Below are 22,328 nucleotides of genomic sequence, written 5' to 3' on the forward strand. Positions count from 1 at the left end.
CGCCTTTCGCAGCTTGCTGCACGCACCTGCGCGCGCACTCCGCTTTCGCCCTCCTTGGGTTTTTGCCTTTGGCTACTGAACAAGAGCTCTCCGACTTCCTCAAAAGCGTGGACAAGCGTGCTTTCAAGCGCACGCTTTACCATGTGCGCAATGAGGAGGCCGCGTTGGACATCGTTCAGGACAGCATGCTCAAGCTGGCCGAGCACTATGGCGACAAGCCGCCGGCCGAGCTGCCCATGCTCTTCCAGCGCATCCTCACCAACTGCATGCTGGATTGGTTCCGGCGACAGAAGACACGCAATGCGCTTTTTTCCAGCCTGAGCGACTTCGAGGGCCCGTCGGACGATGGTTCAGATTTTGATTTTCTCGAGGTACACGCCGCTGCCAATGGCGAAATGGCACAGAGTGCAGAGGATTCTGTGCGTCGCGCACAGGTACTGCGCGATATCGATGCCGAGATCCAAGAACTGCCCCCGCGTCAACGGGAGGCATTTTTGATGCGTTACTGGGAGGAAATGGATGTCGCAGAAACCGCAGCCGCCATGGGTTGCTCCGAAGGCAGCGTCAAGACACACTGCTTTCGGGCCATCCAAACCCTCAGCAAGGCACTGAAGGCCAAAGGAATCGTGCTATGAACCGCCCTCCAGAATACCCGCCGGAAATCACCCAGGCCGCGGATGCGTTCGCCCGCCGCCTTACGGCGCGCCTGAGCGAAGGCAATGCCAGCCTTCCCTACGACATCACCGAGCGCCTGCGCGCCGCCCGCATGCAGGCGTTGGCGCAGCGCAAGCGCCCCGCCGTACAGTCTGCCCGTCAGACAGCCGCGGCCACGCACGTGTCTTCGCAAGGCTCCACTGCCACGCTCAGCGGCTGGGGCAGCGAAGGTGGCAACTGGTGGCGCGCCCTGGTATCCGCCGTGCCGCTGACGGCGCTGGTGGTGGGGCTGGTCTTCATCAACATGGCGCAGGACGAGACGGTGGCCACCGAAATCGCCGAAGTCGACGCTGCGCTTCTGACCGACGATCTTCCCCCGTCGGCCTATGCTGACCCCGGCTTCCTGCAATACCTCAAGACAGCCAATACGACGCAATAGGATCACTGCCTGCATGCACGAGCCGTCCCCGCACGCCCCACGCTCCCACCTGCCAGCAGCATTCTTGCTGGCTTTTGTCTTGCTGGGTGCGCTGGCGACGACGGGGTGGTGGATGGCTGCCTATGTGCGGGTGGCGCCCAGTACCCCTGTCCCGGCCGAGGCGCTGGGAGATGGCAGGCACAAAATCTACAGCGAGCCCCGGCAGGCTCCGCAAGCCGAGGCCGGCCCCCGCTGGACAGAACTGAGCACTCCTCAGAAAGAAGCGCTCTACCCCCTTGCAGACCGCTGGAGCGTGCTCAGCGAAGGGCAAAAGCGCAACTGGCTCAACCTGGCGGCGGGTTTTCACGCACTCTCTGAGGACGAGCAGGCGAAGATGCTCGCACGCATTACCGATTGGGCCAGCCTCAGCACCCAGCAGCGCAGCCAGGCGCGACTGAACTATGCCGCCGCCAGCAGGCTCCCGGCCGACAGCCGGCGTGCCCGATGGGAGGCATACCAGGCGCTGAGTGCGGAAGAGAAGAAGCGTCTGGCGGCCAAGGCCGCGCCGCGGCCGACCGGCGCCGCCACCACGGTACGCCCGGTGTCCCCCAAGAAGCTGGCCCGCGTCCCTGCAGCCACCAATGCGCCACCGGCCGTCCCCAACCCTCCGAAAATCCAGCCGCCAGCGGAATTCCATTCGCCCCAGGCCCTGCCGGTGCCGCCCCCCGTGGTCGTGGAAACATCGCCGGTCACGATCCCGTCCGCACTGCCTGCGCCGCTCCCCCCCCTTGCGCCCGCCTCGGCTCCCGAACCCACTCCGGAACCGCCAGTGGACCTGACCCCCCTGCATCCGCCGCAATGATCGGTGCATGACCTCCGTTCGCCGTCCCGCATGACTGCCTCGCGCGCCAATCCGCAGACCCCCCACCCTTCCGACGCTGCCGCCCCGGCGGCATCCCGCGCGATCGCCCCTCCGCTGCGGCGCCGCATGGCCTGCTGGTTGTATGAGGGCATGTTGATGTTCGGGGTGGTGTTCATCGCGGGCTACCTGTTCGGCACCCTGACACAGACGCGGCATGGGCTGGACAACCGCCACGCGCTGCAGGCCTTTCTGTTCGTGGTGTTCGGCATCTACTTCGTCTGGTTCTGGTCCCAGGGACACACGCTTGCCATGAAGACCTGGCACATCCGGGTGGAAGACCGGCAGGGGCGCTCCCTCTCGCAACCACGGGCGCTGCTGCGCTACTTGTTGTGCTGGCTGTGGTTCCTGCCCCCATTGGCGGTGATCGCACCCTTTCAACTGTCCGCGGGCGAAGCCACCGTCATCGTGGCGGGCTGGGTCGCGGTATGGGCCCTGCTCAGCCGATTTCACCCGCAACGCCAGTTCTGGCACGACGCACTCGCCGGTACCCGCCTGGTGCATTACGAAGTGCCGCCCCGCCGCAAGGGTTGAGGGGCGGACTGGGCCACGCACGCGTGCATCTGACGCGCAAGCTATGCGCACAACCCCTGCAGTTCGCCTTCCCATAGCGCGACAATCACCGTCCGAATGCCTGATCCCACGTCCTCCGCACCACACCCCCACAAGCAACGCACCGGCTTGCGCCGGCTGTGGCATGCCACGGGCTACTCCCTGACGGGCCTGCGGGCAGGCTGGGAAGAAAAGGCGTTTCGCCAGGAGGTGTGCCTGGCAGCCCTGCTGCTGCCTTCGTCCTTTTACGTCGGTCGGGACTGGATGCAGACCGCTGTACTGGCGGCGGTGGTGGTGTTGGTACTGATCACCGAATTGCTCAACTCTGGCATCGAGGCCGCCATCGACCGCGTCGGGCATGAACTGCATCCGCTGTCCAAGCGCGCCAAGGACTTGGGCAGCGCAGCGGTGCTGCTCAGCCTGCTGCTGTGCGCAGCCGTGTGGGCGGCCGCGCTCTACCAAAGGTTCCTACATGGCTGATGTCGCTTTTTCGATCTGCGTGTACCTGGGCTCTCGCCCGGGCAACAACCCCTTGTTCACAGAAGCGGCCACGGCCGTGGGCCACTGGATAGGCCGCCACGGCGGCCAGTTGGTCTACGGCGGCGGCCGCAGCGGCCTCATGGGCACGGTGGCGGAGGCCACGCGCGTGGCAGGCGGCCGGGTCGTGGGCATCATTCCGCAGGCTCTCGTGGACAAGGAACTGGCCAACCACTTCTGCGATGAGCTGCACATCGTGCAGACCATGCACGAGCGCAAGGCCATGATGGCCGAGCGCAGCGATGCCTTCGTCGCCCTGCCGGGCGGCATCGGCACACTGGAAGAGCTGTTCGAAGTCTGGACCTGGCGCCAGCTGGGCTACCACGACAAGCCTATCGGCCTGTTGGACACCGACGGCTACTACGGCGGCATGCTGGGCTTCCTGCAGCATGCGGTACATGGCGGGCTCATGGGGGAATGGCAGATGGGCCTGATCCGCGTGGGTACGGAGCCCGATGCCCTGCTCACCGCGCTGGTGCAGGACGCAGGCGCGAATGCCAGCGCCATCCCCCTGCGCAGCGTGATCTGACGGCTGTCCCACCGCGCTGGCGTGCGCGGGATTGGCAGACGTGCCGTTCGTTACACCGCGGCGTCGTCCAGGTCGCCGGTGCGGATGCGCACCACGCGCTCCACGGCGGTGACGAAAATCTTGCCATCGCCGATCTTGCCGGTGCGCGCCGCGCCTACGATCGCGTCCACGCAGCGGTCCACGTCTTCGGTGCGCACCACCACCTCGATCTTGACCTTGGGCAGGAAGTCCACCACGTACTCGGCACCACGGTACAGCTCGGTATGGCCCTTTTGCCGGCCGAAGCCCTTCACCTCGGTCACCGTCAGCCCCGTCACCCCACATTCGGCCAAGGCCTCGCGGACTTCCTCCAGTTTGAAGGGCTTGATGACGGCGGTGATCATTTGCATGGGGAACTCCTCAAATATTTAAAAAGCGGCGGGCACGGCACGGCGACCCAGCGGCCGCCACAGAGGCTCAGGCCCTGAATCGGTTGGTGATGGGGTAGCGCCAGTCCTTGCCGAAGCTGCGGCGCGTGACGCGCACGCCCACAGGCGCCTGGCGGCGCTTGTATTCGTTGAGCTTGATGAGCCGGGTCACACGTTCGACATCGGCACGTTCAAAGCCGGCGCGCACGATGTCTTCCAGAGGCTCGTCATTTTCCATGTAGCGCTCGACGATGGCGTCCAGTACCTCGTAGGGCGGCAGACTGTCCTGGTCTTTCTGGTCGGGACGCAGTTCGGCACTGGGCGGACGGGTGATGATGCGCTCGGGAATGGGATTCGCGCCGGTGCCATACGGGTCATTGGCGTTGCGCCAACGGGCCAGGGCGAACACGCGCGTCTTGACCACGTCCTTGATCACGGCAAAGCCGCCGGCCATGTCGCCGTAAAGCGTGCAGTAGCCCGTGGCCAGCTCGCTCTTGTTGCCCGTGGTCAGCACCAGGCTGCCGAACTTGTTCGACAGCGCCATCAGCAGCATGCCGCGGATGCGCGCTTGCAGATTCTCTTCCGTCGTGTCCTCGGGCAGGCCGGCGAACTGCGGCGCCAGCGCAGTCTTGAAAGCCTCGAACTGCGGGGCGATGGCGATTTCGTCATAGCGCACCCCCAGCCGGGCGGCCATGTCGCGGGCATCGATCCAGCTGATGTCGGCCGTGTAGGGCGAGGGCATCATCACCGTGCGCACCTTGTCGGCGCCCAGCGCGTCCACGGCAATGGCCAGCACCAGCGCCGAGTCCATGCCCCCCGACAGGCCCAGCAGCACGCCGGGGAAGCCGTTCTTGCCCACGTAGTCGCGCACGCCCAGCACCAGGGCGGACCACAGCTCCGCCTCCCAGCCCTCGTGTGGCGCCACTGGCGCTTCCAAAACAATAGCTGCTTGCGCTTGCTGCACCTTGATCAGCAGCGTTTTTTCTTCAAATCCTGGCGCACGAGCCGCCACGTTGCCATCGGCATTCAGCGCGAAGGACCGGCCCTCGAAAACCACCTCGTCCTGGCCGCCGACCAAGTGCGCATAGACCAGGGGCAGGCCGGTTTCCAGCACGCGCTCGCGCATCACCTGTTCGCGCTCGACAGCCTTGCCCAGGTGGTAGGGCGACGCATTGAGCGTGACCAGCACCTGCGCGCCCGCCTCCCGCGCGCTGCGCGCCGGCCCGGGGTACCACGCGTCCTCGCAGATCAGCAGGCCCATGCGCACGCCATCGACCTCGAACACGCAGTTCTCATCCCCGGGGACGAAATAGCGGCGTTCGTCGAAGACTTCGTAGTTGGGCAGGTACTGCTTGGCGTAGGTGTGCTCGATGCGCCCCGCGCGCAGCACGCTGGCCGCGTTGTGGCACAGGCCGCGCCCCCCCTCGCCCACCCCGTGCGCCACGCGCCGCGGGTGCCCCACGACCACCGTCAGCCCCGGCCAATCCGCCGTAGCGGCCGCCAACCCTTCCAGTGCCTGCTCGCACGCTTGCACGAAGGCTGGCCGCAGGTACAGATCCTCGGCCGCGTAGCCGCACAGCGCCAGCTCGGGCGTGAGGAGCAGCCGGGCGCCGGCAGCATGGGCATCGCGCGCGGCCGCAAGAATCTTCTGGGCATTGCCCGGCACGTCGCCCACCACGAAGTTGAGTTGGGCGATGCTGATGACGAACGGCATGGGAATAGCGGGGCGGGTTGGTCTCGGACGATTATGTCACCCGGGCCCTGGCGCCGCCCCGAGCCGCGCCTTGCCCCTGCGGCACGCCCCGGCTGCACGCTTGTCCCCACAGGCCAGGGACAGACCTGTGGATAAGCTGCGGGCGAGGCGGGCACATGCGGCTTAAGTGGTTGATTCATAACGCCCGCCCCTGCACCGCCTCATTTTTAAGCAGGCTGCGCCACCGCGGAGAAATCCCCACGGCCACGCGGTCCGGGCTTTGGGGAGATGATGCGCTCTACCCTGATTGCGGCACCGCCCACTGCATGACCACACCCTGCCCTGCCAGCACGCCTGCTTACGCATTGCACCTGCACGACTCGATCCATCGCGTGGGCGCCGATGCATGGGACGCACTGCTGGCGCACCAGCCCCATCCCACGCCCTTCCTGCGCCATGCCTACCTGTGCGCGCTCGAAGACAGCGGCAGCGCCACGCCCGCCCGGGGCTGGACGCCCGTCGTGTTCACCCTGTGGGCGGGCACGGACCTGCAGGCCGCCTGCATCGTGTACGCCAAGGCGCACTCGTACGGTGAGTACGTGTTCGATTGGGCCTGGGCCGATGCCTACGCCCGCCACGGGCTGGCGTACTACCCCAAGGCCGTGGCCGCCGTGCCGTTCACGCCGGTGCCCGGCACCCGGCTGATGGCCTGCGACGATGCCGGGCGGGATGCCCTGCTGCGTGCCGTGCTGGACTGGGCGGAGCAGGCGGGGCTGTCGTCCCTGCACCTGCTGTTCGGCGCGCAGCAGGATCTGGCTGCAGCGCACCAGGCGGGGATGCTGCTGCGCAGCACCGTGCAGTTCCACTGGCACAACCGGCGGCCCATGGACGGTGCAAGGTTCGCGGATTTCGAGGACTTCCTCGCCTCCCTGAACCAGGACAAGCGCAAGAAGATCCGCCAGGAGCGCCGGCGCGTGGCCCAGGCGGGGGTGTGCTTTCGCGTGCTGCGGGGCACGCAGATCACCACAGCAGACTGGGACTTCTTCTACCGCTGCTACGAGCGCACCTACCTGGAGCACGGCAATCCGCCCTACCTGACGCGGGCCTTCTTCCACGCCATGCAGCAGCACATGCCCGAGGCCTGGGTGCTTTTCGTGGCGGAGCGCGCAGGCCACCCCATCGCTACCAGTTTGATAGCTGTTGGCGCTTATCCCAACTGCGTAAACACCCCAGATGACATGCAATCCGTGGCCTATGGCCGCTACTGGGGTGCGCTAGAACGGGTGGACTGCCTGCATTTCGAGGCCTGCTACTACCAGCCCATCGAGTGGTGCATCGCGCAGGGCGTGCACCGTTTCGAAGGCGGTGCGCAGGGCGAACACAAGATGGCGCGCGCCCTCCTGCCCGTGCGCGCGCAGAGCGCCCACTGGCTGGCGCACCCGGCGTTTGCCGAAGCCGTGGACCGGTTCCTGGCGCGTGAAGGCGAAGGCGTGGAGCAGTACCTGGAGGATCTGCACGCGCGCAACCCCTTCCGTCGGGCAGGCTGACGGGCTGGACGCGGCCATGAAAAAGCGCGCCCATGGGCGCGCTTGGCAGAGATACAGCGAGAAGGCCCTCAGGCCGTCGCGACCGACTGCACCAATCCCATCTCAGAACTGCTGAGCAGCGATTCGATGTCCACCACGATCAGCATGCGCTCGCCCACGGTCGCGATGCCACGCACAAAGGACGAATCCACCTGCCCCTGGAACTGCGGTGCAGGCTTGATGGCATCGGCCGGCAGAGCCACCACGTCGGCCACGGCATCCACCACAGCGCCCAACACCGTGCCACCCACGTTGAGGATGATGACCACGGTGAAGTCGGTGTAGTCGGCGCTGGCGCATTGCAGCTTCAGGCGCAGGTCGACGATCGGCACGATCACGCCGCGCAGATCGATCACGCCCTTGATGAACTCCGGCGCGTGCGCCATGCGGGTGGGTTGCTCGTAGGAGCGGATTTCCTGCACGCGCAGGATGTCGATGCCGTACTCCTCCTCACCCAGGCGGAAGGTCAGGTATTCCGCGGCACCGCTGGCGTTGGCGTTGCCGTACGAAGGACGCTGGGCGATGGAAGACGACATGGCAACTCCTAGGGAAATGTTCTCGCGCTTGCGCGCAGGTCGGGCACCGCCGGCCACACCAGCGTCGCGCACGCCCTGGCAGCATAGCAGTCATCGGTTACTTATGCTGACAATTTTGCCAGAAGCCGAAATTCCTGCAAGAAAAAAGCCCGCGGGCATGTGCCAGCGGGCTGGATGAGGGAGTGGGTGCGATGCGGGCCGCACCCCGCCACCATCAGGCTTTCTTGTAGTTTTCCACGCCGTCCAGGATTTCCTTGTGGGCGGCGTCGATGCCTTCCCAGCCCAGCACCTTGACCCACTTGCCTTCTTCCAGGTCCTTGTAGTGCTCGAAGAAGTGGCTGATGGCCTTCAGGCGCATGGGGTTCACATCCTCCACGGTCTTCCAGGGCTCGTACATCTTGAGGATCTTGGTGGTGGGCACGGCCAGCACCTTGCCGTCCACGCCGGCCTCGTCTTCCATCTTCAGGATACCCAGCGCGCGGCAGGGCACCACCACGCCGGGGTGCAGCGGGTACGGGGTGATCACCAGCACGTCCACCGGGTCGCCGTCGCCCGACAGGGTCTGGGGCACGTAGCCGTAGTTGCAGGGGTAGTACATGGCCGTGGTCAGGAAACGGTCCACGAAGACGGCACCCGACTCCTTGTCCACTTCGTACTTGATGGGATCGGATTCCGCCGGGATCTCGATCACCACATTGAAGGTTTCGGGAATGTTCTTGCCGGGCTTGACGTTGTTCAGCGACATGGTTTGGGGGTTGAGTGGTTGGAATGACACGGCCTTCGCCCCGGGGGCGGTGCGCAAGGCGGCCCGTGATTTTAGGCGCACGCCCCTTGCAGCTTGCTTGCACCGGGGGTTTCGCGTTAAATGGCTGCGTTGGCCAATCGTCTCCCGCCACCGGGGCACGAGGAAGCAACGCAGCGGAAGCACTTCCCCATGCGTTGCGCTTCCCCCTCCGTGCAACTGACAACCGATGGAGATAACGAATGGCTGGTTCCACCTCGGCGCTGACTGCCCCTCTCATCCTGGCTCTGGTTTGCGGACTGATTGCTGTGGCCTACGGACTGTGGGCACGCAGCTGGATCCTTTCCAAGGACGCGGGCAACGCCCGCATGCAGGAGATCGCCGGCGCCATCCAGATGGGCGCGGCGGCCTACCTCGCACGGCAATACAAGACCATCGCCTTCGTCGGCATCGTGCTGGCCATCCTCATTGCGGCGTTCCTGGACGGCACCACCGCCGTGGGCTTCGTCATCGGCGCGGTACTCTCCGGCGCCTGCGGCTTCATCGGCATGAACGTCTCGGTGCGCGCCAACGTGCGCACGGCCCAGGCCGCCACGCAGGGCATGGGCCCGGCGCTGCAGGTCGCCTTCCGCGGCGGGGCCATCACGGGCATGCTGGTGGTGGGCCTGGGCCTGCTGGGCGTGACCGCCTTCGCGTGGTTTCTGGTCGGCAATGGCCGGCTCACCCCCACGGCCAGCCTGCCGGCGCTGCTCAACCCGCTGATCGGCTTTGCGTTCGGCTCGTCGCTGATTTCCATCTTTGCCCGCCTGGGCGGGGGCATCTTCACCAAGGGTGCCGACGTGGGCGCGGACCTGGTCGGCAAGGTGGAGGCCGGCATCCCCGAGGACGACCCCCGCAACCCCGCCGTGATCGCCGACAACGTGGGCGACAACGTCGGCGACTGCGCCGGTATGGCGGCCGACCTGTTCGAGACCTATGCCGTCACCCTCATCGCCACGATGGTGCTGGGCGCGCTGCTGGTGGGTGCTGCGCCCGTCGCGGCCGTGACCTACCCACTGGCGCTGGGGGCCGTCTCCATCATCGCCTCCATCATCGGCTGCTTCTTCGTGCAGGCCGGCCCGGGCATGCGCAACGTGATGCCCGCGCTGTACCGGGGGCTGGCCATCGCGGGCGTGTTGTCGCTCGTCGCGTTCTGGTTCGTCACGGCCTGGATCATCCCCGACAACGCGCTGGGCGGCACGGGCGCGCAGATGCGGCTGTTCGGCGCCTGCGCCACCGGCCTGGTGCTGACGGCGGCGCTGGTGTGGATCACGGAGTTCTACACCGGCACGCAATATTCGCCCGTGCGCCACATCGCGCAGGCGTCCACCACGGGCCACGGCACCAACATCATTGCGGGTCTGGGCGTATCCATGCGCTCCACGGCCTGGCCGGTGATCTTCGTGTGCGCGGCCATCATCGTGTCGTACACGCTGGCGGGCCTGTACGGCGTGGCCGTGGCCGCCATGTCCATGCTCAGCATGGCGGGCATCGTGGTGGCGCTGGACGCCTACGGCCCCATCACCGACAACGCCGGCGGCATTGCCGAGATGGCCGAGCTGCCCAGCAGCGTGCGCGACATCACCGACCCGCTGGACGCCGTGGGCAACACCACCAAGGCCGTGACCAAGGGCTACGCCATCGGCTCGGCGGGCCTGGCAGCACTGGTGCTGTTCGCCGACTACACGCACAAGCTGGAGAGCTTCGGCCAGGCGATCCGCTTCGACCTGAGCGACCCGATGGTCATCGTGGGCCTGTTCATCGGCGGGCTCATTCCCTACCTGTTCGCCGCCATGGCCATGGAGGCCGTGGGCCGCGCCGCCGGCAGCGTGGTAGTGGAGGTGCGCCGCCAGTTCAGCGAGATCCCAGGCATCATGGAAGGCACGGCCAAGCCCGAGTACGGCCGCGCGGTGGACATGCTGACCAGCGCCGCCATCAAGGAGATGATCATCCCCAGCCTGCTGCCCGTGGCCGTGCCCATCATCGTGGGCCTGGCGCTGGGGCCGAAGGCGCTGGGCGGGCTGCTCATGGGCACCATCGTCACGGGCCTGTTCGTGGCCATCAGCATGTGCACCGGCGGCGGCGCCTGGGACAACGCCAAAAAGTTCATCGAGGACGGCCACCACGGCGGCAAGGGCAGCGACGCTCACAAGGCCGCCGTCACCGGCGACACCGTGGGCGACCCCTACAAGGACACGGCCGGCCCGGCGGTCAACCCGCTCATCAAGATCATCAACATCGTGGCGCTGCTCATCGTGCCGCTGGTGGTGAAGTTCCACGCCGGCTGACCCGGCACTATCAAAAAAGAAGCTGCCAGCGCCCGTCCCTTGGGCGCTGGACGGCATTCCGGCTCGTAGCCCAGCACGCTGCGCGCGCCTGCCGCACAATCAGGCCCATGCAGCTCCACCACATCGCCAACGCCGGCGTGGCCTCGACTTCGGGCCGCACCATTGCCGTGATCGACCCCTCCGACGGCCAGCCGTACGACGAAATCCAGCGCGGCACGGCCGAGGACATCGATGCCGCCGTGCATGCGGCGCAGCAGTGCTACCACAGCGTGTGGCGCAAGCTGGCCCCGGCCGAGCGTGGCAGGCTGCTGATGCGGCTGTCCGCCAAGATCACCGAGCATGCCGAGGAGTTGGCCGCCATCGAGCAACGCGACTGCGGCAAGCCCACCCGGCAGGCACGGGCCGACGCACACGCCCTGGCGCGCTATTTCGAGTTCTACGCCGGCGCCTGCGACAAGCTGCACGGCGAGACCATTCCCTACCCCGACGGCTTCAGCGTGTTGACCTGGCGTGAGCCGCATGGCGTGACCGGCCACATCGTGCCGTGGAACTACCCCATGCAGATCTTCGGGCGCTGCGTGGGCGCCGCACTCGCGGCCGGCAACGTGTGCGTGGTCAAGCCGGCCGAGGACGCCTGCCTGTCCCTGCTGCGCGTGGCCCAGTTGGCGGTCGAGGTGGGCTTCCCTGCCGGCGCGCTGAACATCGTGACCGGCTACGGCCACGAGGTCGGCGACGCGCTGGCGCGCCACCCCGGCATCCAGCACATCAGCTTCACCGGCAGCCCCAAGGTGGGCACGCTGATCCAGCAGGCCGCCGCCGAGCGCCACTGCCCGGTCACGCTGGAGCTGGGCGGCAAGAGCCCGCAGATCGTCTTTGCCGACGCCGACCTGGACGCCGCCGTGCCCGTGCTCGTGAACGCCATCGTGCAGAACGCCGGGCAAACCTGCTCGGCCGGCTCGCGCGTGCTGATCGATTCCCTGATCTACGAACCGCTGCTGGAGCGCCTGTCAAAGGCCTTCGAGGCGCTGCGCGTGGGCCCCGCCGCCATGGACCTGGACCTGGGGCCGCTGATCCGCCAGAGCCAGCAGCAGCGCGTGTGGGATTACCTGTCCGATGCGCAGGTGGCTGGCATTCCCCTGGCCGCGCAGGGCACCGTGGTGGACGAAGCGCCCGACACGGGCTTCTACCAGGCCCCCACCCTGCTGCGCGACGTACCGGCGCAGCACCGCCTGGCGCAGGAGGAAATCTTCGGACCCGTGCTGGCCGCCATGCCCTTCGACGACGAAGACCACGCCGTGGAGCTCGCCAACGGCACGCCCTTTGGCCTGGTGGCGGGCGTGTGGACGCGCGATGGCGCGCGCCAATTCCGCATGGCGCGGCGCATTGCCAGCGGCCAGGTGTTCATCAACAACTACGGCGCAGCCGGCGGCGTCGAATTGCCGTTTGGCGGCGTGAAGTCCAGCGGACACGGACGCGAGAAGGGTTTCGAGGCGCTCTACGGCTTCACCACCCTCAAGACCGTGGCCATCCGCCACGGCTGATCCCTGCGAGCCGCGTGCCCTGCGGTGCCCCGCCAGTGCTCGCTTGGCCGCTGATACGTTTCCCATCTCGACCCCATGCCTCTGTCATCCCCTGCCCCCCGCACTGCCCGCCATGTCCGACGCGTCACCTACCAGGGTTACGAGCGCGAGGACGGGCTCTGGGACATCGAGGGCGAGCTGCACGACAGCAAGCCGCAGGACCTGCCGTCGCTGCGCTACCCGGACGGCGTGCGCCGCGCGGGCGAACCCATCCACCACCTGTGGCTGCGCGTCACCGTGGACCGCGACCTGGTGGTGCGCGCCATCGAATCCGCCATGGATGCCCATCCCCTGGCGGGCTGCACACAAGCGCAGCGCGCCCTGCAGGCGATGGTGGGCTGCAGCATGGCGCGCGGCTGGCGCCAGTCCATCCAGACCCACCTGGGCGGCGTAGCCGGTTGCACCCATCTGCGGGAACTGCTGTTCAACCTGGCCACGGCCACGTTCCAGACGATTCACGCCGCATTCCAGAATGAAGGCGACGAGCCGCCGCGCCACCTGGGCCAGTGCACGGGTTGGGACTTCAGCGGTCAGGGAGTGAAGGAGCACTACCCGCAGTTCTACGGCCGCGCGCCGCGCACGCCGAAGGCAGCCTGATCGGCAATCGCTCCCGATTCAATAGCTGTCCGCGCTTGCTGCACGGGCGCTAGAGGCACTTTTTGCCCATAGGCCTGATTGAGATCGACCGCATGTGCTGGCGCGCGGCTCAGGTTCACCATCCGGCCACTCGCGGAGGATGAATAGCGCTTGAACGGCTCGGCCCGACGGACGGCCTGCGCCAACCCCTGGTTAGCCAGCCCCTGGTTAGTAGAGCGAGTGGAGAGTGGCGTGGCACATCCGCCGGGGACTCGCGACTGGGCGGTCGAGCCAGGGCCGTGTCCCGCGCGCCACAGCTGCTGCCCAGCAGGGCAACCAGCCCAGCCACGTCGGCCTTCCCTCCCCCGGAAAAGCGGTGCAGCCGGGCGCCGCGCCGATGAGACACGCAGTTGCTCTTGTGGCCGCAGGGGTCAGCCCAGCACGTCCTGCAGGGCCACCTCGTACAGCGAAGTCAAGCTGTCCGTAACCTCCAGCAGGCGCTCGCTGGTGGTGGCCACGTTTTCCAGGCCGCGCGGGTCTGGCTGGCGCTTGAGGGCGGCCTCGAAAAACACCCACTGCGCCTGGCCCAGTTCCAGTGCCGAGCGGATGGCCGGGGTGGAGATGGGCGCCTTGTTCAACTGCGCGAGGGCACGCTGGAACTCATCGGCGTCGCCCGTCATCTGCTCGCGCACCGTGCGGCTGTCAAGGCCGGCGGCCAACAGCTCATAGTTCTTGGCCAGGCGCTGCGACAGCATGCGCTGGCGCCCGGCGGTGTTGACCAGGCGTGCCGTGGGCGCCTGGGCCAGGCGCTCGAGGGCCTCGGTGGTGGTGTTGGCGGCAGCCAGCATCTGGTCAGCCTGGGCCGACACGGCCTGAAAGCCCTCCTTCGTCGGCGCCTGGGCCGTGAGCGCGTCCAGGCGGTCCGCGTTGCTGCGCACGTCCGCCAGCAGCCGCGCCACCTCGGGCGGCCAGCTCTGGCGGTCCATGTCCTCAAAGCCGGAATGTACCTGCCGGCGGGTGTGTTCCAGCGCATCGCGGGCGCGCGCGGCACCCACGTTCAGGTACAGCTGGCCGTAGACCTTGGCGGTGCGCTGGGACAGCGCCCGAAAGCGCGCCGTGCGGTTGATGGCCGTGGCCAGGGCCATGCGCGCCTGGGCCGACAGCGGCAGGGCCGGCACCAGCAACACGGTGGCCAGCGCGCGCACCGCGGTGCGGCGGCCGCGCCGGCAGGCGGCGACGGAGGAAGGGGTGGGGACTGGGCGTTGGTTCTGCATGCGCCGTATTCTCAAATCGCCCTCCCGCGCCCCCTATGACACTGGTCAAAGGCACCTCATGTCGCTGCCGTGACAGCAGATTGATCAACATCAATTTAGCGGGCAGCCGCCATACCCCTACGACGCCGATGGGGCACAATTTCGCCATGGCTGAACGTGTCATTCCCCTCGTGGATCAGCGCAGCAAGGTGCTGCAGCCCCCTGCGCTCCTGGCCGCGGCACCCGCTACCGGACTGCTGCAGGACACGCTCTCCCGTCCCTTGCGCGACCTGCGCATCAGCGTGACGGACCGCTGCAACTTCCGCTGCGGCTACTGCATGCCCAAGGAAGTGTTCGACAAGCACTACCGCTACCTGCCGCACAGCGACCTGCTGAGCTTTGAAGAGATCACGCGGCTGGCGCGCCTGTTCATGGCGCATGGCGTGCGCAAGATCCGCCTCACCGGCGGCGAGCCGCTGCTGCGCAAGGACCTGGAGAACCTGGTTGCCCAGTTGGCGGAACTGCGCACGCTGGAGGGCCGCATGCCCGACCTCACGCTGACCACCAATGGATCGCTGCTGGCGCGCAAGGCGCGCGCCCTCAAGGCCGCGGGCCTGCGGCGCGTCACCGTGAGCCTGGACAGCCTGCAGGACGACGTGTTCCGCCGCATGAACGACGTGGACTTTCCGGTGGCCGACGTACTCGCCGGTATCGAGGCCGCGCAGGCGGCGGGCCTGGAGCACATCAAGGTCAACATGGTGGTCAAGCGCGGCACCAACGACCACGAGATCCCGGCGATGGCGCGCCACTTTCGCGGCACCGGCATCACGCTGCGCTTCATCGAATACATGGACGTGGGCGCCACCAACGGCTGGCGCATGGATGAGGTGCTGCCCTCCGCCGAAGTCATCGCGCGGCTGCAGGCCGAGCTGCCGCTGGTGCCGCTGGCCGCGCAGTCCGCCGGCGAGACCGCCAAGCGCTGGGGCTACGCCGGCCCCGACGGTCGCCACGACCCGCGCTTGGGCGAAGTGGGCGTGATCAGCAGCGTCACGCAGGCCTTCTGCGGCGACTGCAACCGCGCGCGCCTGTCCATGGAGGGCCGGCTGTACCTGTGCCTGTTTGCCTCGCAAGGCTGGGACCTGCGCAGCCTGCTGCGCGGCAGCGCCGGCGACGTGCAGATCAGCGCCGCCATCGCCCACATCTGGCAGGGGCGCGGCGACCGCTATTCCGAGCTGCGTGCCAGCCTGCCATCCGAGACGGGCAGCGGCCAGCGGCGCATCGAGATGAGCTACATCGGCGGCTGAGCCGCCGCCGCGCCGCACGGACCGGCCCCGGCGCGGCGTTCACCACCCTTCTTCTTTCCCATGATCGACACCCACGACATCACAGGCCTCATCCTCGCCGGCGGCCGCGGCTCCCGCATGGGCGGGGTGGACAAAGGCCTGCAGAACTTCCGCGGCCTGCCCCTGGCACTGCACACGCTGATGCGGCTGCAGCCGCAGGTGGGCGACGTGATGATCAACGCCAACCGCAACCTGGCGGCCTATGAATCATTCGGAGTGCCGGTGTGGCCTGATGGCCTTGCCGACTACGCCGGCCCGCTGGCGGGCTTTCTCACAGGGCTGGAGCGCTGCGAGACCCCTTGGCTGCTCACCGTGCCCTGCGACACACCGCTGTTCCCGCCAGACCTTGCCGCACGCCTGGCCCAGGCCGCCATGCGCGAGGGCGCCGACATTGCCATGGCAGCGGCACCCGAGGCCGACGAGCGCGATGGCACCGTGCGCGTGCGCACCCAGCCGGTGTTTTGCCTGCTGCGCGTGACGCTGCTGGAGAGCCTGGTGCGCTTCACGCAGGGCGGCGGGCGCAAGATCGACCGCTGGACCGAACAGCACGCCTGCGCCGTGGTTCCGTTCGACCAGCCGGGAGACGACCCGTATGCTTTCTACAACGCCAACACCCTGGCCGAGCTGCACGCCCTGGAAGGCCTGGGCCACCGCTGAGCTGCAACCCTCCTTGCCCGTACCGCATGAAAACCATTGACCAGATCGCCGCCGAGTTGCAGGGCTACGACCCGCAGGCACTGCGTGCCGCCGATGTGAACACCTTCCTGGAGCGCCTGGTCGCGCCCGTCACCAGCACCGAAGAAGTCGGCATCTTCGACGCCCTGGGCCGCGTGCTGGCGCGGGACGTGGTCTCGCCCGTCAGCGTGCCGCCGCACGACAATTCGGCCATGGACGGCTACGCCTTCGACGGCGCCCAACTGCAGCCCGGCCAACCGCTGGTGCTGCGCCCGGTGGGCTCCACAGCCTTTGCCGGCGCCGCCTGGACCGGCACCGTGGCCGCAGGCGAGTGCGTGAAGATCATGACCGGCGCCATCATGCCGGCAGGGCTGGACACCGTGGTGCCGCAGGAGTTCACCACGGCCGAGCCCGACGGCCACATCCGCATCGCACCCGACGTGCTGCGCCGCGGCGACAACCGCCGCCTGCTGGGGGAAGACCTCATGCAAGGCCGCGTAGCGCTATCAAAAGGAGAGCTTCTAGCGCCTGCTGCTATTGGCCTGGTGGCCAGTTTGGGCCTAAAAACGGTGACGGTGTACCGCCGGGTGCGCGTGGCCTATTTCTCCACGGGCGACGAGATCCTCAGCCTGGGCGAGCCACCGCGCGAGGGCGCGGTGTACGACAGCAACCGCTACACGGTCTTTGGCCTGCTGACACGTCTGGGCGTCCAGGTGATCGACCTGGGTGTGGTGCGCGACGAGCCCACACTGCTGGAAGCCGCCTTCCGCCGTGCGGCCGCCGAGGCCGACGCCATCATTACCAGCGGCGGGGTGAGCGTCGGCGAGGCCGACCACACGCGCACCATGATGAAGCAGCTGGGCGACGTGGCGTTCTGGCGCATCGCCATGCGCCCGGGCCGGCCGATGGCGGTGGGCCGCCTTCGGCCCGAATTACAAGCCAAATCCGATCCTAACGCTCGTCCATCAAGCGTTAGCAGCTATCAAGATGGAAGCATTCAGAGTGCAGACGGCAGCAGCGTGCTGTTCGGCCTGCCGGGCAATCCGGTGGCGGTGATGGTCACCTTCCTGGCTTTCGTCCGCCCCGCGCTGCTGCGCATGATGGGCTGCACGCGCGGCGCACCGCCGCTGCTGCGCGCCGTCAGCACCGAGGCCATGCGCAAGAAACCCGGCCGCACCGAATACCAGCGCGGCCTGGTCACCACGGCCGCAGACGGCACGTTGCAGGTGCGCACCACGGGCAACCAGGGCTCAGGGGTGCTCAGTTCCATGGTGCAAGCCAACGGCCTCATCGTGCTGCACCACGGCCAGGGCAACGTGGCACCTGGCGACATGGTCGATGTGATGATGTTTGACGGCGTGATCTGACACGCCCGCGCAGCGGCGGCCGGCTTGGCCGCGTGCGCCGCAGCCCTACCCTGCCCCCATCGCCATCCTTGCAGGAGCCGCCATGCCGTTTGCCGCCACCCATCTCGCTCAGCCGCCTTCGCGTGAAACGGTGGACCAGTGGCTGGGCCCCACCGTGCTGGAGTTCGGTACGCCCTGGTGCGGCCACTGCCAGCGCGCCCAGCCGCTCATCGAGCAGGCCCTCGAGGACCGGGACGATGTGCGCCACGTCAAGGTGGAGGACGGCCCCGGCCAGCGCCTGGGCCGCAGTTTTGGCGTGAAACTCTGGCCCACGCTCGTGTTCCTGCGCGACGGGCGAGAAACGGCGCGGCTGGTGCGCCCACAGACGGCACAGAGCATCCATGAAGCGGTGCAGGGCATCACCGCCACCACTGGCTGATCACCCGCAAGGCCCGGAACCCGGTCTCAGCGGCCCAGCGCCTGCTCCACACCCTTGTTGGCCAGCATGTCGGCGCGCTCGTTGCCAGGGTCGCCTGCATGGCCGCGCACCCAGTGCCATTCGATGCGGTGGCCCGCTTGGTGCGCCAGCTCGTCCAGGCGCTGCCACAGCTCCACGTTCTTCACGGGCTGGCCGGCCGCCGTACGCCAGCCCTTTTTCTTCCAGCCATGGATCCACTCGGTGATGCCCTGGCGGACGTACTGGCTGTCCAGGTACAACGCCACCTGGCAGGGGCGCTTGAGCGCGCCCAGCGCCTGGATCACGGCCATCAGTTCCATGCGGTTGTTGGTCGTTCCCAATTCGCCACCGAACAGCTCTTTCTCCAGCGTGCCTGAACGCAGCACTGCCCCCCAACCGCCGGGGCCCGGATTGCCCTTGCACGCACCGTCGGTATAGATCACCACCTGATTCAAAAATAGCTCCCAGAAATAAAAAAATGGCCCGTCGCCTCAGCCCGGGCCATGGCGCCGCGCTACCTGTACCTGCGCGGCAGCCGCCTGCGGCGCCTTGCGCCACGAAGGCTCCAGCAGGCGCATGCCCTGCACGCGCTTGACGGCGACGATCACATACGCGGCCCCGAAGATCGGCCACCAGCGCGCACCCAGCGCGTCCATCCAGCTGTAGCGCTGCAGCCAGCGGTCGCCGGCCACGGCGGGCCGGTAGCAGCCGAAGCTCATGGATTCCAGCTCAAAGCCAAGCAGGCGCAGCCAGTCGCGCAGGCGCCCGGGTGAAATGAACTCCCCCACGTCCGGCAGGAACAGCCGCCCCCCTGCGCCACAGCGCTGGTACAGGCGCGATCGCCGCTGCCGTAACCCCCACAGACTGAGCGGGTTGAGTCCACTGATGACCACCTTGCCCTCTGGCACCAGCACGCGGTGCACCTCGCGCAGCGCCGTGTGCGGGTCCACGCTCAGCTCCAGGGTGTGGGGCAGCGCCAGCAGGTCCAGGCTGGCCTCGGCAAACGGCAGCGCGACCGCATCCGCCAGCAGCGCCGGTGGCTCCTGCGCATCGCTACGCTCTAGCAGCAACTCCGGCGGCATTACGGCCAGCCAGCGGTGCGGCATGCGGTTGCTGCGCAATGCCTGCAGGCCCGGCATGCCCAGCTGCAGCGCGTGGTAGCCGAAGATGTCCGCCACCAGCTCGTCGTAACGCTCCTGCTCCCAGGCCAGCAGGTAGCGGCCAGGGGCAGTATCGAACCAGTGGTGCAAACCTATAATTTCGCCGGTCATGAAGAACTTGCTGCCATTGCCCGCCTTCGCCGACAACTACATCTGGATGTTGTACGACGCGCAGCGTGCGGTCGTTGTGGATCCCGGCGATGCAGAACCCGTGTTGCAGGCGCTGCGCAGCATGGGGCTGCCATTGGAAGCGATTCTAGTCACGCACCACCATGGCGACCACGTGGGCGGGGTGAACGCCCTGCGCGAAGCCACGGGCGCCACCGTGTATGGCCCTGCCACGGAGCCCATGCCCGAGCCCCTCATCCGCCTGTCGGGCGGCGACACTCTTCAGGTGCTAGGCCTCACGTTTTCCGTGCTGGACGTGCCGGGGCATACGGCGGGGCATATCGCCTACTACTGTGCGGACATGGAAGGCGAGCCCCTGCTGTTGTGCGGGGACACGCTGTTCTCAGGTGGATGCGGGCGCTTGTTCGAAGGCACGCCCACGCAAATGCAGGCCTCGCTGGACACGCTGGCCGCATTGCCCGGCAACACCCGCGTATGCTGCGCCCATGAATACACGCTGTCCAACCTGAAGTTCGCCCGCGCGGTGGAACCCCATAACGTTGCGCTACTCCAGTACATCATCGAATGCGAGTCCCGGCGCCGCGCGGATCAGCCCACACTGCCGTCGCGCATTGCCATCGAGCGCGACATCAACCCTTTTCTGCGCACGCGCGTTGCTACGGTAGCCCAAGCCGCCCACGGCTTCGACCCCCTCATAGACCCGCGCGAACCCGCAGCCGTACTGGCCGCGCTGCGCCAATGGAAAAACGAATTTCGATGAGACTTCTGCACATCCTGGGGCTGGCAAGCCTGCTGTGGTTGACCGGTTGCGCGACCACTGCCCCTACGGACAACGCCGCATCCACCACCGACCCCACTACTGCCAGCCATACGCCGCTGTATCCGTCGGGACCATTGCAGCCCATCACGGCGAGCGCCGCCAGCGGCCACACAGTGGCTGGCGTCAGTGCGCCAGCCGATCTGTGGGACCGCATCCGGCGCGGCTTTTCCATGCCCGACCTGGACACCGATCTGGTACGCGACCGGGAACAGTGGTATGCCACGCGCCCCGACTACATGCAGCGCATGACCGAGCGCTCCAGCAAGTACCTGTTCCATATCGTCGAAGAGCTGGAACGCCGGGGCATGCCCACAGAACTGGCGCTGCTGCCCTACATCGAGAGCGCCTTCAACCCCCAGGCAGTGTCCAGCGCCAAGGCTGCGGGCATGTGGCAGTTCATGCCGGCCACGGGAACCTATTTCGACTTGAAGCAGAACGCCTTCCGCGACGACCGGCGCGATGTGCTGGCGTCCACGCGCGCGGCGCTGGACTACCTGCAGAAGCTCTACGGCATGTTCGGCGACTGGCATCTGGCCCTGGCCGCCTACAACTGGGGGGAAGGCAGCGTGGCCCGCGCGATCGCGCGCAACGAGAAACAGGGTCTGGGCACGCGCTACACCGAGTTGACGATGCCTGCCGAAACCCGCATGTACGTGCCCAAGCTGCAGGCCGTGAAGAACATCGTGGCCAATCCCGACAAGTTCAGCACCGAGCTGCCGCTGATCGAGAACCACCCGTACTTTCAGAGCGTGGAGATCACGCGCGACATGGACGTCACCCTGGTAGCCAGTCTCGCCGGCGTACGCATCGAGGATTTCCGCGCCCTGAACCCGTCGCTGCACAAGCCCGTGATCCTTGCGGCGGGCATGCCGCAGATCCTGCTGCCCTGGGACAACGCCCAGGTGTTCCGCAAGAATCTGGAGGCCTACACCGAAGGCCAATACGCCAGTTGGACGGTATGGACGGTGCCCAACACGATGAGCGTCTCCACCGCGGCGCAACGCACGGGCATGAGCGAAAACGATTTGCGTCAGGTGAATGGCATTCCACCACGCATGATGATCAAGGCCGGCTCGGCCCTCATGGTGCCCCGCGCGGCCACCATGCGCGCAGACGTCCCGGGTCATCTCGCCGACAACGGCCAAGTCAGCTTCACCCCCGAAATCGTGACGCGGCGCACCACGGTGCGCGCGGGCAAGCGCGACACCGTGGCCAGCATCGCACGGCGCTACAAGGTCAGCACCGCAGACGTTGCCGACTGGAACGACGTGAAGACCTCCAGCAAGTTCAAGCCCGGAGAACAGGTCGTGATGTACCTGCCCGTGCGGCTTGCCGCGACATCGCTGGCACGCACCAGCGCGAAACAACCCATCAGCCGGGCGACAGTCCGCTCGGCAAAGGCCGGTGCGCCCGCACGCAAGGGCGGCACACCGTCGAAACGCAAACGGTAAGCCCGGCTAGAAACGCAGCGTGTGCATACCCAACAGGCCGAGGATGCCCATCACGATCAGGTACAGCGCAACGATCACGTTGAGTAGCTTGGGCACGATCAGAATCAGGATGCCTGCGATGAGGGAAACCAGGGGGCCAATGCTGAGGTGAAGTGTCATGGGAACTTTGCCGGGATGCGGGAGGAAGGAAAGCACTCGCGCTGAGCGCGCCGCCTAGCCCACCACTTTAGCGGTGATCCCGGGTCGCAAGGCGCACTTGGCGCGCCCTGACCGACTGAACCAACGCCTGGGCACCGACCACCCCAACGATCATCTATTCCAACACCGCCCGGTTCCCGCTGGGCCAGATCGTGGCCACGCCAGGAGCTTTGGAACTGCTGCAAGAAACCGGCTTCAGCGCCGCCGCTTTGATCTCGCGGCATGTTCACGGAAGTTGGGGTGACCTATGTGAAGAAGACCGCGCACAAAACGAGTTTGCTGTGTCCAGACGCCTGCGAATTCTGAGTTGCTACCGGCTGGTGGATGCAGTGCGACTGGTCGAGACGCCATTGGACAAACGCAGTGCACTGCCCACCCTTTGGATCATCACGGAAGCCGACCGCAGCGTCACCACGCTTTTGCGTCCAGATGAGTATTGA

The 22,328-nt window shown here is 67.1% G+C and carries 25 protein-coding genes; 17 read left to right on the forward strand and 8 right to left on the reverse strand.

Annotated elements, in window-relative coordinates:
• Window positions 1-68: 68 nt before the first annotated feature.
• The 6 genes from HND92_RS11150 to HND92_RS11175 all read left to right on the forward strand — a co-directional run bounded on the left by HND92_RS11150 (window position 69) and on the right by HND92_RS11175 (window position 3,609).
• The gene (locus HND92_RS11150; protein ID WP_011805032.1) at window positions 69-635 is read left to right on the forward strand and encodes an RNA polymerase sigma factor; all 567 of its coding nucleotides are present in this window, start codon (window positions 69-71) and stop codon (window positions 633-635) included.
• Window positions 632-1,093, forward strand: coding sequence for a DUF3619 family protein (locus tag HND92_RS11155; protein ID WP_011805031.1), 462 nt, complete (start codon window positions 632-634; stop codon window positions 1,091-1,093). Before HND92_RS11150 ends, HND92_RS11155 begins: the two co-directional genes overlap by 4 nt.
• Before the next feature lie 13 nt (window positions 1,094-1,106).
• Window positions 1,107-1,934 carry a DUF3106 domain-containing protein gene (locus tag HND92_RS11160; RefSeq protein ID WP_172207024.1) on the forward strand — a complete coding sequence of 276 codons (828 nt, stop codon included), beginning with the start codon at window positions 1,107-1,109 and terminating at the stop codon, window positions 1,932-1,934.
• A 30-nt stretch (window positions 1,935-1,964) separates the two neighbouring features.
• On the forward strand, window positions 1,965-2,525 hold the full coding sequence (locus HND92_RS11165; protein WP_172207026.1) for an RDD family protein: 561 nt from the start codon (window positions 1,965-1,967) through the stop codon (window positions 2,523-2,525).
• A gap of 96 nt (window positions 2,526-2,621) precedes the next feature.
• A complete protein-coding gene (locus HND92_RS11170; RefSeq protein ID WP_011805028.1) occupies window positions 2,622-3,023 on the forward strand; it encodes a diacylglycerol kinase in 402 nt (133 codons plus the stop codon).
• Window positions 3,016-3,609, forward strand: a complete 594-nt coding sequence (locus HND92_RS11175) for a TIGR00730 family Rossman fold protein (RefSeq protein WP_011805027.1) — start codon at window positions 3,016-3,018, stop codon at window positions 3,607-3,609. The genes HND92_RS11170 and HND92_RS11175 overlap by 8 nt, the downstream gene beginning before the upstream one ends.
• A 50-nt stretch (window positions 3,610-3,659) precedes the next feature.
• Here the strand turns inward: HND92_RS11175 and HND92_RS11180 are convergent, their stop codons facing one another.
• A complete protein-coding gene (locus HND92_RS11180) occupies window positions 3,660-3,998 on the reverse strand; it encodes a P-II family nitrogen regulator (RefSeq protein ID WP_011805026.1) in 339 nt (112 codons plus the stop codon).
• Window positions 3,999-4,065: 67 nt separating this feature from the next.
• The gene (locus HND92_RS11185; RefSeq protein ID WP_172207028.1) at window positions 4,066-5,730 is read right to left on the reverse strand and encodes an NAD+ synthase; all 1,665 of its coding nucleotides are present in this window, start codon (window positions 5,728-5,730) and stop codon (window positions 4,066-4,068) included.
• A gap of 305 nt (window positions 5,731-6,035) precedes the next feature.
• Between HND92_RS11185 and HND92_RS11190 the strand changes: the two genes are divergently transcribed.
• Window positions 6,036-7,256 (forward strand): GNAT family N-acetyltransferase, encoded by a 1,221-nt coding sequence (locus HND92_RS11190; protein WP_172207030.1) that lies wholly within the window; start codon window positions 6,036-6,038, stop codon window positions 7,254-7,256.
• A 68-nt stretch (window positions 7,257-7,324) separates the two neighbouring features.
• Here the strand turns inward: HND92_RS11190 and HND92_RS11195 are convergent, their stop codons facing one another.
• Both HND92_RS11195 and ppa read right to left on the reverse strand, forming a co-directional pair.
• Window positions 7,325-7,831: a chemotaxis protein CheW gene (locus tag HND92_RS11195; RefSeq protein WP_047351342.1), complete on the reverse strand. Its 507-nt coding sequence runs from the start codon at window positions 7,829-7,831 to the stop codon at window positions 7,325-7,327.
• Window positions 7,832-8,045: 214 nt separating this feature from the next.
• Window positions 8,046-8,576: an inorganic diphosphatase gene (gene ppa / locus HND92_RS11200; RefSeq protein WP_015913465.1), complete on the reverse strand. Its 531-nt coding sequence runs from the start codon at window positions 8,574-8,576 to the stop codon at window positions 8,046-8,048.
• Between the two features lie 239 nt (window positions 8,577-8,815).
• On the opposite strand from ppa, the gene HND92_RS11205 reads away from it, so the two are divergent.
• From HND92_RS11205 to HND92_RS11215, 3 genes are all read left to right on the forward strand, one after another.
• Complete coding sequence (locus HND92_RS11205) at window positions 8,816-10,900, forward strand: sodium-translocating pyrophosphatase (RefSeq protein ID WP_172207032.1); 2,085 nt, start codon at window positions 8,816-8,818, stop codon at window positions 10,898-10,900.
• Window positions 10,901-11,007: 107 nt separating this feature from the next.
• Window positions 11,008-12,441: an aldehyde dehydrogenase family protein gene (locus tag HND92_RS11210; protein ID WP_015913467.1), complete on the forward strand. Its 1,434-nt coding sequence runs from the start codon at window positions 11,008-11,010 to the stop codon at window positions 12,439-12,441.
• A gap of 75 nt (window positions 12,442-12,516) precedes the next feature.
• Window positions 12,517-13,077: a DUF2889 domain-containing protein gene (locus HND92_RS11215; protein WP_015913468.1), complete on the forward strand. Its 561-nt coding sequence runs from the start codon at window positions 12,517-12,519 to the stop codon at window positions 13,075-13,077.
• Between the two features lie 410 nt (window positions 13,078-13,487).
• On the opposite strand, the gene HND92_RS11220 is transcribed toward HND92_RS11215, so the two are convergent.
• Window positions 13,488-14,330: a type IV pili methyl-accepting chemotaxis transducer N-terminal domain-containing protein gene (locus HND92_RS11220; protein WP_172207034.1), complete on the reverse strand. Its 843-nt coding sequence runs from the start codon at window positions 14,328-14,330 to the stop codon at window positions 13,488-13,490.
• Between the two features lie 146 nt (window positions 14,331-14,476).
• Between HND92_RS11220 and moaA the strand changes: the two genes are divergently transcribed.
• From moaA to HND92_RS11240, 4 genes are all read left to right on the forward strand, one after another.
• Window positions 14,477-15,613 carry a GTP 3',8-cyclase MoaA gene (gene moaA / locus HND92_RS11225; RefSeq protein WP_172207036.1) on the forward strand — a complete coding sequence of 379 codons (1,137 nt, stop codon included), beginning with the start codon at window positions 14,477-14,479 and terminating at the stop codon, window positions 15,611-15,613.
• A 60-nt stretch (window positions 15,614-15,673) separates the two neighbouring features.
• A complete protein-coding gene (gene mobA, locus HND92_RS11230) occupies window positions 15,674-16,309 on the forward strand; it encodes a molybdenum cofactor guanylyltransferase MobA (protein WP_172207038.1) in 636 nt (211 codons plus the stop codon).
• Window positions 16,310-16,335: 26 nt separating this feature from the next.
• Window positions 16,336-17,694, forward strand: a complete 1,359-nt coding sequence (gene glp / locus HND92_RS11235) for a gephyrin-like molybdotransferase Glp (RefSeq protein WP_172207040.1) — start codon at window positions 16,336-16,338, stop codon at window positions 17,692-17,694.
• Between the two features lie 82 nt (window positions 17,695-17,776).
• A complete protein-coding gene (locus tag HND92_RS11240; protein ID WP_011805012.1) occupies window positions 17,777-18,112 on the forward strand; it encodes a thioredoxin family protein in 336 nt (111 codons plus the stop codon).
• Between the two features lie 26 nt (window positions 18,113-18,138).
• Here HND92_RS11240 and rnhA read toward each other — a convergent pair whose 3' ends face one another.
• Window positions 18,139-18,585 carry a ribonuclease HI gene (rnhA, locus tag HND92_RS11245; RefSeq protein WP_015913473.1) on the reverse strand — a complete coding sequence of 149 codons (447 nt, stop codon included), beginning with the start codon at window positions 18,583-18,585 and terminating at the stop codon, window positions 18,139-18,141.
• Window positions 18,586-18,621: 36 nt separating this feature from the next.
• Complete coding sequence (locus HND92_RS11250; RefSeq protein WP_172207041.1) at window positions 18,622-19,401, reverse strand: class I SAM-dependent methyltransferase; 780 nt, start codon at window positions 19,399-19,401, stop codon at window positions 18,622-18,624.
• Here HND92_RS11250 and gloB point away from each other — a divergent pair.
• Window positions 19,400-20,179 (forward strand): hydroxyacylglutathione hydrolase, encoded by a 780-nt coding sequence (gene gloB / locus HND92_RS11255; RefSeq protein WP_172207043.1) that lies wholly within the window; start codon window positions 19,400-19,402, stop codon window positions 20,177-20,179. The genes HND92_RS11250 and gloB overlap by 2 nt on opposite strands.
• On the forward strand, window positions 20,176-21,690 hold the full coding sequence (locus HND92_RS11260) for a transglycosylase SLT domain-containing protein (protein WP_172207045.1): 1,515 nt from the start codon (window positions 20,176-20,178) through the stop codon (window positions 21,688-21,690). The genes gloB and HND92_RS11260 overlap by 4 nt, the downstream gene beginning before the upstream one ends.
• A gap of 6 nt (window positions 21,691-21,696) precedes the next feature.
• Here the strand turns inward: HND92_RS11260 and HND92_RS11265 are convergent, their stop codons facing one another.
• Window positions 21,697-21,849 (reverse strand): DUF3096 domain-containing protein, encoded by a 153-nt coding sequence (locus HND92_RS11265; protein WP_172207047.1) that lies wholly within the window; start codon window positions 21,847-21,849, stop codon window positions 21,697-21,699.
• A gap of 209 nt (window positions 21,850-22,058) precedes the next feature.
• Here HND92_RS11265 and HND92_RS11270 point away from each other — a divergent pair, with 209 nt between their 5' ends.
• Window positions 22,059-22,328: a type I restriction endonuclease subunit M gene (locus tag HND92_RS11270; RefSeq protein WP_253940007.1), complete on the forward strand. Its 270-nt coding sequence runs from the start codon at window positions 22,059-22,061 to the stop codon at window positions 22,326-22,328.

The organism is Diaphorobacter sp. JS3050, from assembly GCF_013154915.1.
GTDB lineage: Bacteria > Pseudomonadota > Gammaproteobacteria > Burkholderiales > Burkholderiaceae_C > Diaphorobacter > Diaphorobacter nitroreducens.

Coding starts and splice junctions, on each gene's coding strand:
- HND92_RS11155 (WP_011805031.1), top strand. CDS start 632: ATGAACCGCCCTCCAGAATACCCGCCGGAAATCACCCAGGCCGCGGAT.
- HND92_RS11160 (WP_172207024.1), top strand. CDS start 1,107: ATGCACGAGCCGTCCCCGCACGCCCCACGCTCCCACCTGCCAGCAGCA.
- HND92_RS11165 (WP_172207026.1), top strand. CDS start 1,965: ATGACTGCCTCGCGCGCCAATCCGCAGACCCCCCACCCTTCCGACGCT.
- HND92_RS11170 (WP_011805028.1), top strand. CDS start 2,622: ATGCCTGATCCCACGTCCTCCGCACCACACCCCCACAAGCAACGCACC.
- HND92_RS11175 (WP_011805027.1), top strand. CDS start 3,016: ATGGCTGATGTCGCTTTTTCGATCTGCGTGTACCTGGGCTCTCGCCCG.
- HND92_RS11180 (WP_011805026.1), bottom strand. CDS start 3,998: ATGCAAATGATCACCGCCGTCATCAAGCCCTTCAAACTGGAGGAAGTC.
- HND92_RS11185 (WP_172207028.1), bottom strand. CDS start 5,730: ATGCCGTTCGTCATCAGCATCGCCCAACTCAACTTCGTGGTGGGCGAC.
- HND92_RS11190 (WP_172207030.1), top strand. CDS start 6,036: ATGACCACACCCTGCCCTGCCAGCACGCCTGCTTACGCATTGCACCTG.
- HND92_RS11195 (WP_047351342.1), bottom strand. CDS start 7,831: ATGTCGTCTTCCATCGCCCAGCGTCCTTCGTACGGCAACGCCAACGCC.
- ppa (WP_015913465.1), bottom strand. CDS start 8,576: ATGTCGCTGAACAACGTCAAGCCCGGCAAGAACATTCCCGAAACCTTC.
- HND92_RS11205 (WP_172207032.1), top strand. CDS start 8,816: ATGGCTGGTTCCACCTCGGCGCTGACTGCCCCTCTCATCCTGGCTCTG.
- HND92_RS11210 (WP_015913467.1), top strand. CDS start 11,008: ATGCAGCTCCACCACATCGCCAACGCCGGCGTGGCCTCGACTTCGGGC.
- HND92_RS11215 (WP_015913468.1), top strand. CDS start 12,517: ATGCCTCTGTCATCCCCTGCCCCCCGCACTGCCCGCCATGTCCGACGC.
- HND92_RS11220 (WP_172207034.1), bottom strand. CDS start 14,330: ATGCAGAACCAACGCCCAGTCCCCACCCCTTCCTCCGTCGCCGCCTGC.
- moaA (WP_172207036.1), top strand. CDS start 14,477: ATGGCTGAACGTGTCATTCCCCTCGTGGATCAGCGCAGCAAGGTGCTG.
- mobA (WP_172207038.1), top strand. CDS start 15,674: ATGATCGACACCCACGACATCACAGGCCTCATCCTCGCCGGCGGCCGC.
- glp (WP_172207040.1), top strand. CDS start 16,336: ATGAAAACCATTGACCAGATCGCCGCCGAGTTGCAGGGCTACGACCCG.
- HND92_RS11240 (WP_011805012.1), top strand. CDS start 17,777: ATGCCGTTTGCCGCCACCCATCTCGCTCAGCCGCCTTCGCGTGAAACG.
- gloB (WP_172207043.1), top strand. CDS start 19,400: ATGAAGAACTTGCTGCCATTGCCCGCCTTCGCCGACAACTACATCTGG.
- HND92_RS11250 (WP_172207041.1), bottom strand. CDS start 19,401: ATGACCGGCGAAATTATAGGTTTGCACCACTGGTTCGATACTGCCCCT.
- HND92_RS11260 (WP_172207045.1), top strand. CDS start 20,176: ATGAGACTTCTGCACATCCTGGGGCTGGCAAGCCTGCTGTGGTTGACC.
- HND92_RS11265 (WP_172207047.1), bottom strand. CDS start 21,849: ATGACACTTCACCTCAGCATTGGCCCCCTGGTTTCCCTCATCGCAGGC.